Below are 6,849 nucleotides of genomic sequence, written 5' to 3'. Positions count from 1 at the left end.
CGGATCAACCTCGTCGCGCCCGCCACGCTGAGCGCGCTCTGGCAACGGCATTTCCTCGATTCGATGCAGGTCCTGGATGCATCGCCCATTCGCGACGGACTCTGGCTCGATCTGGGAAGCGGCGGCGGGTTTCCCGGCCTCGTCTGCGCCATCGTCGCGGCGGAGACCGCGCCCGGCCTGCGATTCGAGCTGGTGGACAGCGATACGCGCAAATGCGTCTTTTTGCGCGAGGCGGCTCGTCAGGCCGACGTCATCGTCGCCGTTCACGCCGCACGGATCGAGGCGCTGCCCCCCCGCGACGCCTCGGTGATCTCGGCCCGCGCGCTGGCCCCTTTGTCGCAGCTCCTGCCGCTGGCCCAGCGTCACCTGGGCCCTGGCGGCATCTGCCTCTTCCAAAAGGGCGCCGGTCACGGGGAGGAGCTTGAATCCCTCCCGCCCGGCTGGCAGATGGAGGTGGACACCCTGCCGTCCGTCACGTCGGCGGACTCGGTCATTCTCCGGATCCGGAACCTGTCCCATGCCGCATAGCCAGCCACGCATCCTCGCCGTCACCAACCAGAAGGGCGGCGTGGGCAAGACGACCACGGCGATCAACCTCGGCGCGGCGCTCGCGCGGATGAAGCGGCGTGTGCTGATCGTGGACCTCGATCCACAGGGAAACGCTTCGACGGGTCTAGGGATCGTGCCGTCCGACCGGATGTATACGACATATGACCTTCTCATCGACGAGATCCCGCTGCGGAAGGTCGTGCTGCCCACGCAGATCGAGGACCTCTTCATCGCGCCCGCGACGACCGATCTCAGCTCGGCCGATGTCGACCTCGTGGCGCATGACAACCGCACCGGCCTCCTGCGCAAGGCGCTGCGGACCGCCGGAGACCTCGCCTACGACGTGGTCCTGATCGACTGTCCGCCGTCCCTCAGTCTTCTCACCGTCAACGCGCTCGTCGCCGCCGATGCGGCGCTCGTGCCGCTTCAGGCCGAGTTCTTCGCGCTCGAGGGGTTGTCGCAACTCCTCCTTTCCGTGCGCGAGGTGCGGGAATCGGCCAATCCGTCGCTGCGGATCGAGGGGGTGGTGCTGACCATGTTCGACCAGCGCAACAACCTCTGCCGCCAGGTGGAGGAGGATGCCCGCGAGACGCTGGGCGATCTCGTCTACCAGACGCGTATTCCCCGCAACGTCCGCGTCAGCGAGGCGCCATCCTACGCGCTGCCGGTGATCGACTACGATCCGTCGTCGAAGGGGAGCGAGGCGTATCTCGAGCTTGCGCGGGAATTCCTCGAGCGCAGCACCGTCAGGGAGAAGGCATGATGGTCCAGAAACGCGACCGCAAGGGACTGGGGCGCGGGCTGTCGGCCCTGATGGCGGATATCCAGCCGATGGAAACCGTGGTGGCGGATGCGCCAGCGCCGCGCGGCGAGCGCCTGATCCCGGTCGAGCGCATCGCGCCGAACCCCGACCAGCCGCGCCGCGCCTTCTCGGAGGACGCGCTGAGCGAGCTTGCCGCGTCGATCCGCGAGAAGGGGATCATCCAGCCGCTCATCGTGCGTCCCGATCCGACGGGCGGCGACGGCTACCAGATCGTCGCGGGCGAACGCCGCTGGCGGGCGGCGCAGCGGGCGCAGGTCCACGAAGTGCCGGTGATCGTGCGCGACTTCGACGATACCGAGGTTCTCGAGGTCGCGATCATCGAGAACATCCAGCGCGCCGACCTGAACCCGGTTGAGGAGGCGCAGGGCTACCGGCAGCTCATGGACCGCTTCGGCCACACGCAGGAGCAGCTCGCGAACGCCATGGGCAAGAGCCGGAGCCACATCGCGAACCTCATGCGGCTTCTGGGACTGCCGGGGGATGTGCTCGACATGCTGCGCGACGGGCGGCTCTCGGCGGGGCATGCGCGCGCGCTGATCACCACGGACGATCCCTCGGGCCTCGCGCGGCAGGCGGTGGCCAAGGGCCTGTCGGTGCGCGAGGTCGAGAAGCTCGCCAAGACCGGCGGCGCGGGCGGCAAGGGCGGTCGGCCGAAGACCGCGGTCGAGAAGGACGCCGATACCCGCGCGCTCGAGGGGGATCTGTCCGCCGCGCTCGGGATGACGGTCTCGATCGACCATGACCAGGCGCGCGGAAACGGGACATTATCCATCAAGTACAAGGACTTGGCAGCTCTGGACGACCTCATTCGCATCCTGAACGCCGTCTGAGGCTCAGGCCAGCAGTTCGCGGACAATGGCGTTCAGGACGGGCCGGCCGACGCGGGTGACGCGAAGGTGATCGCTTTCTCTCTCGAGAAGGCCTAGCTCCTCCAGCGCCGCGATGCGCTCCGCCGCAGGCCGCGCCGCGCCCATCCGGTCGAGCGCGCCGAGGTCCACCCCCTCCGACAGGCGCAGGCCCATCATGAGGAATTCCTCGCCCCACTCGGTCGCCGAAACTTCGGTCCGCTCCGTCTCGCCGCTTCCGTCCCGCTCGACGCGGGCCAGCCAGCCCAGGGGCGAAAGCTCCGTCGCCGTGGCCCAGCGCCGTCCGTCGAGCGTCAGCCGCCCATGCGCGCCGGGACCGGCGCCGCCCCAGTCGCCGCCGCGCCAGTAGATCAGGTTGTGCCGCGACCATGCCCCCTCGCGGGCGTGGTTCGAGACCTCATAGGCGGGGTAACCCGCAGCATCGCAAAGCTCCTGGGTGATCTCGTACATGTCGGCGGCGAGGTCGTCGTCCGGCAGCCCGCGCAGAAGGCCGCGCGCATGACGGTCTCCGAACGCCGTGCCGGGCTCGATCGTGAGCTGGTAGAGCGAGAGGTGATCGGCCGCCATGTCCAGCGCCTCGGCCAGTTCGCGGCGCCAGTGCCCGGGCGTCTGGTCCTGGCGGGCGTAGATCAGGTCGAAGCTGACACGGGGAAAGATCGCGCGCGCCATGTCGAAGGCGGCCCTCGCTTCGGCGACGGAATGGAGGCGGCCGAGCCGCCTGAGGTCCGCATCGTTCAGCGCCTGCACGCCCACGGACACCCGGTTCACGCCGGCGTCGCGGAAGGCCTGGAAGCGTCCCGCCTCGGCCGAGGTGGGGTTCGCCTCGAGCGTGATCTCGACATCGTTGGCCCAGGGAAAGGCGCGGGCGGCCTCGATCACGGCGGCCACGGTCTCGGGCCGCATCAGCGAGGGCGTGCCGCCGCCGAAGAAGATGCTGCGGAGCGTCCGGGGGCCGGTTTCGTCCCTGACGCGAGCGATTTCGGACCTGTAGGCGCGGAGCCAGCGGTCATGATCGATCGCCGCCGAGACATGGCTGTTGAAGTCGCAGTAGGGACACTTCGCCTGGCAGAAGGGCCAGTGGACGTAGAGGCCGAATTCGCCCTGTGCGGCGTCAGGCCGGGCCAAGGATCGCGACCAGCTTGCGGAAGGCGTCGGCGCGGTGGCTGATCCGGTTCTTCTCCCAGCGGTCCATCTCGCCGAAGGTTAGTTCGTGCCCCTCGGGCTGGAAGATCGGGTCGTAGCCGTGCCCATGATCGCCGCGCATCGGCCAGACGATCCGGCCTTCCATGACGCCGGGGAAGACCTCGTCATGCCCGTCCGGCCAGGCGAGCACGAGCGTGCAGCAGAACCGCGCGCGGCGGGGATGGGGCGCGCCCGCCTCCTCCAGCAGCCTGTGCGTCTTCTCCATCGCCATGACGAAGTCGCGCCCCTCCGGCGTCTCGGCCCAGTCGGCGGTGTAGACGCCGGGCGCGCCGCCCAGCGCCTCGATCTCGATCCCGGAATCGTCGGCAAGCGCGGGCAGCCCCGTGGCCTTCGCGGCGGCATGGGCCTTCAGCCGCGCATTCTCGACGAAGGTGGTGCCCGTCTCCTCCGGTTCGGGCAGGCCGTGATCGGCGGCGGAGCTTACGGAAATCCCGTAGGGTTCGAGCAGATGCGCGATCTCCTCGAGCTTGCCGCGATTGTGCGTCGCTACGAGGATTTCCGAGCCGGTGAAGCGCCGCATGGTCAGCCGACGGCCCGTATCTGGGCCGCGACCAGAGCGTCGATCCCGGTGCGGGCGAGCGCATAGAGCTCGTCGAACTGCTCGCGCGAGAAAGTGGCGCCCTCGGCGCTCGCCTGCACCTCGATCATCGCGCCCGAGCCGGTCATCACGAAGTTGCTGTCGGTACCCGCCTCGCTGTCCTCGGCATAGTCGAGGTCGAGCACCGACTGGCCGGCGTAGATGCCGCAGGACACCGCCGCGACGTGGTCGAGGATCGGGTCCGAGACGATGTCGCCGGCCTTCAGGAGCTTGTTGACCGCAAGCCTCAGCGCGACCCAGCCGCCCGTGATCGAGGCGCAGCGCGTGCCGCCGTCGGCCTGGATCACGTCGCAGTCGATGGTGATCTGCCGCTCGCCCAGTGCGGAGCGGTCGATCCCGGCCCTGAGGGAGCGTCCGATCAGGCGCTGGATCTCCTGCGTGCGACCGGACTGCTTGCCCGAGGCGGCCTCGCGCCGGGTGCGGGAATGGGTTGCGCGGGGCAGCATCCCGTATTCCGCCGTGACCCAGCCGAGGCCGGTGTTCTTCAGGAAGGGCGGGACCCGCTCCTCGAGGCTGGCGGTGCAGAGGACATGCGTTTCCCCGCAGCGGATGAGACAGGAGCCCTCGGCATGTTTCGTGACGCCCGTCTCGATGGAAACTTCGCGGATTTCGTCTAGGTTTCGACCCGAAGGGCGCATAATACTCTCCCGATTTTCCAGCGAGGCATAGTCCGCATCGGCTGCGGGTCGCAACCCCGAAAGGCCTTGCAACGCTGGGCGTCACGCACGACATGCTGTAGCGGAGCCATGAGCGAACAGGCACGCATACTCGACGAACTCAACGACCGGTCCCGCGAGGTGTTTCGCCGGGTGGTCGAGGGCTACCTCGAGACCGGCTCGCCGGTCGGCTCGCGCACGCTGACCCGCGCCCTGACCGAGCGCGTCTCGGCCGCGACGGTCCGCAACGTCATGCAGGACCTCGAATATCTCGGCCTCCTCGGCAGCCCGCATGTCTCGGCCGGGCGGGTTCCGACGCAGCTCGGCCTTCGCCTCTTCGTCGACGGCTTCCTCGAGGTCGGCAACCTCGCCGACGAGGACCGGCAGTCCCTCGACGACACGCTCGATTCCAACTCCGCCGACATCCAGGGCCTGCTCGACCGCGTCGGCGGCGCGCTGTCGGCCGCCACGCAAGGCGCGAGCCTCGTCCTCGCGCCCAAGCACGAGGCGCCGATCCAGCACATCGAGTTCGTCTCCCTGTCGCGCGAACAGGCGCTTGTCGTGCTCGTCTTCTCGGACGGTCACGTCGAGAACCGCATCTTCACCCCGGCGCCCGGCACCACGCCCAGCGCCATGCGCGAGGCCGCGAACTACCTCAACGCGCGCCTGGCCGGTCAGACCGTCTCGTCGCTGAAGCGGCTCATGGACGAGGAGATCGAGAAACGCCGGCGCGAGATCGACGCGCTGGCGAACACGCTGATCGAGAGCGGCCTCGCCGTCTGGGAGAACGCCGGGCAACAGACCGAGCGGCTGATCGTGCGCGGACGTGCGAACCTGCTGAATTCCACCGCCGAGGCGGGCGAGCTCGACCGCATCCGCCAGCTCTTCGACGACCTCGAGCGCAAGCGCGACATCGCCGAGTTTCTGGAACTGACAGAGGCCGGGGATGGCGTGCGCATCTTCATCGGCTCGGAGAACAAGTTGTTCTCACTTTCGGGTTCCAGTCTCGTGGTCTCTCCATATATGAACGCTGACCGGAAGATCGTGGGCGCCGTCGGCGTCATCGGTCCGACGCGGCTGAACTACGGTCGCGTGGTCCCGATCGTGGACTACACGGCCCAGTTGGTCGGGCGCATGATCTCCGACCGATCGTGAGAGAGGTAAGATGGCAGAGCCGAAGAAAGACGAATTCGCCGAAGAGCAGACGGCACAGGATACCGGGGCTGTCGAGGCACCCGATCCCGCAGTCGAGCTGGAGCTCGTGAAGGCCGAGCGGGACGAGTTGCGCGACCGGATGCTGCGCGCCCTCGCGGATGCCGAGAACTCGCGCAAGCGGGCCGAGCGCGACCGGAGGGAGGCCGAGCACTACGGCGGCTCGCGCCTCGCCCGCGACCTTCTGCCGGTCTACGACAACCTCCGCCGCGCGCTCGACGCCGCCGGGGAGGAGCAGCGCGCCGCCGCCGGCGCGGTCATCGAGGGGATCGAGCTGACGTTGAGGGAACTTCTGTCCGTCTTCGGCAAGCACGGCATGACCCCGATCGCCCCCGAAGCCGGCGAAGCCTTCGACCCGCAGCTGCACCAGGCGATGTTCGAGGCGCCGGTGCCCGGCACGAAGGCCGGCCAGATCATCCAGGTGATGGCCGAGGGCTTCATGCTGCACGACCGGCTCCTGCGCCCGGCGCAGGTGGGCGTTTCCTCGAACACCGGGGGCTGATCAGCTCTCCAGCAGCGCCTTCAGCGCATAGACGAGGTCCAGCGCCTCGCGCGGGGTCAGGTCGTCGGGGTGCAGCGCGGCAAGGCGCGCCTCGACGGGCGAAGGCCCCTTTGCGGGCGCCACCGGCGCCTGAGGTTTCACGGAGAACAGCGGCAGGTCGTCGATGAGCGTCGTGCGCTCAGGCCCCTGCCGCTCCTGCCGCTCCAGCGCCTCGAGCACGGCCTGCGCGCGCTGCACGACCGAGGGCGGCAGCCCCGCGAGCTTGGCGACCTGCACGCCGTAGGACCGGTCGGCCGCGCCGGGACGCACCTCGTGCAGGAAGATCACCTCGCCCTCCCACTCCTTCACCGCCATCGTGGCATTGGCGAGGCCCGGCAGCTTCTCGGCCAGCGCGGTCAGCTCGTGATAATGCGTGGCGAAGAGCGCGCGGCAGCGGTTGA

At 69.0% G+C, this 6,849-nt stretch carries 9 protein-coding genes; 5 read left to right on the top strand and 4 right to left on the bottom strand.

Annotated elements, in window-relative coordinates; translation table 11 throughout:
- The 3 genes from ACTS11_RS17710 to ACTS11_RS17700 all read left to right on the top strand — a co-directional run.
- Positions 1–528: 16S rRNA (guanine(527)-N(7))-methyltransferase RsmG (locus tag ACTS11_RS17710; protein ID WP_442641618.1), on the top strand; the 528-nt coding region annotated here is incomplete at its 5' end.
- Positions 518–1,312 (top strand): ParA family protein, encoded by a 795-nt coding sequence (locus tag ACTS11_RS17705; RefSeq protein ID WP_442641617.1) that lies wholly within the window; start codon positions 518–520, stop codon positions 1,310–1,312. The genes ACTS11_RS17710 and ACTS11_RS17705, both read left to right, overlap by 11 nt.
- Positions 1,309–2,202, top strand: a complete 894-nt coding sequence (locus ACTS11_RS17700) for a ParB/RepB/Spo0J family partition protein (RefSeq protein WP_442641616.1) — start codon at positions 1,309–1,311, stop codon at positions 2,200–2,202. The genes ACTS11_RS17705 and ACTS11_RS17700 overlap by 4 nt, the downstream gene beginning before the upstream one ends.
- Before the next feature lie 3 nt (positions 2,203–2,205).
- On the opposite strand, the gene hemW is transcribed toward ACTS11_RS17700, so the two are convergent.
- The 3 genes from hemW to rph are packed head-to-tail and all read right to left on the bottom strand — an operon-like array spanning position 2,206 to position 4,677.
- The gene (gene hemW / locus ACTS11_RS17695; RefSeq protein WP_442641615.1) at positions 2,206–3,363 is read right to left on the bottom strand and encodes a radical SAM family heme chaperone HemW; all 1,158 of its coding nucleotides are present in this window, start codon (positions 3,361–3,363) and stop codon (positions 2,206–2,208) included.
- A complete protein-coding gene (gene rdgB, locus ACTS11_RS17690) occupies positions 3,350–3,961 on the bottom strand; it encodes an RdgB/HAM1 family non-canonical purine NTP pyrophosphatase (protein ID WP_442641614.1) in 612 nt (203 codons plus the stop codon). The genes hemW and rdgB overlap by 14 nt, the downstream gene beginning before the upstream one ends.
- Before the next feature lie 2 nt (positions 3,962–3,963).
- On the bottom strand, positions 3,964–4,677 hold the full coding sequence (rph, locus tag ACTS11_RS17685) for a ribonuclease PH (protein ID WP_442641613.1): 714 nt from the start codon (positions 4,675–4,677) through the stop codon (positions 3,964–3,966).
- 108 nt (positions 4,678–4,785) lie between these two features.
- Between rph and hrcA the strand changes: the two genes are divergently transcribed.
- Both hrcA and ACTS11_RS17675 read left to right on the top strand, forming a co-directional pair.
- Positions 4,786–5,850: a heat-inducible transcriptional repressor HrcA gene (gene hrcA, locus ACTS11_RS17680; RefSeq protein WP_442641612.1), complete on the top strand. Its 1,065-nt coding sequence runs from the start codon at positions 4,786–4,788 to the stop codon at positions 5,848–5,850.
- Between the two features lie 10 nt (positions 5,851–5,860).
- Positions 5,861–6,409, top strand: coding sequence for a nucleotide exchange factor GrpE (locus tag ACTS11_RS17675; protein ID WP_442641611.1), 549 nt, complete (start codon positions 5,861–5,863; stop codon positions 6,407–6,409).
- On the opposite strand, the gene ACTS11_RS17670 is transcribed toward ACTS11_RS17675, so the two are convergent.
- A partial coding sequence (locus ACTS11_RS17670; RefSeq protein WP_442641610.1) for a MutS-related protein occupies positions 6,410–6,849 on the bottom strand: 440 nt, incomplete at its 5' end. It lies immediately after the preceding gene.

Source organism: Roseicyclus sp. (genome assembly GCF_052168335.1).
Lineage (GTDB): Bacteria > Pseudomonadota > Alphaproteobacteria > Rhodobacterales > Rhodobacteraceae > Roseibacterium.
The sequence above is the reverse complement of the archived record's forward strand: the minus strand, read 5'-3'. Positions and strand labels throughout refer to the sequence as shown.

Bases quoted from the DNA above. Each gene is read 5' to 3' on its own strand.
- hrcA (WP_442641612.1), top strand. From the start codon at position 4,786: ATGAGCGAACAGGCACGCATACTCGACGAACTCAACGACCGGTCCCGC.
- rph (WP_442641613.1), bottom strand. From the start codon at position 4,677: ATGCGCCCTTCGGGTCGAAACCTAGACGAAATCCGCGAAGTTTCCATC.
- ACTS11_RS17705 (WP_442641617.1), top strand. From the start codon at position 518: ATGCCGCATAGCCAGCCACGCATCCTCGCCGTCACCAACCAGAAGGGC.
- ACTS11_RS17700 (WP_442641616.1), top strand. From the start codon at position 1,309: ATGATGGTCCAGAAACGCGACCGCAAGGGACTGGGGCGCGGGCTGTCG.
- ACTS11_RS17675 (WP_442641611.1), top strand. From the start codon at position 5,861: ATGGCAGAGCCGAAGAAAGACGAATTCGCCGAAGAGCAGACGGCACAG.
- rdgB (WP_442641614.1), bottom strand. From the start codon at position 3,961: ATGCGGCGCTTCACCGGCTCGGAAATCCTCGTAGCGACGCACAATCGC.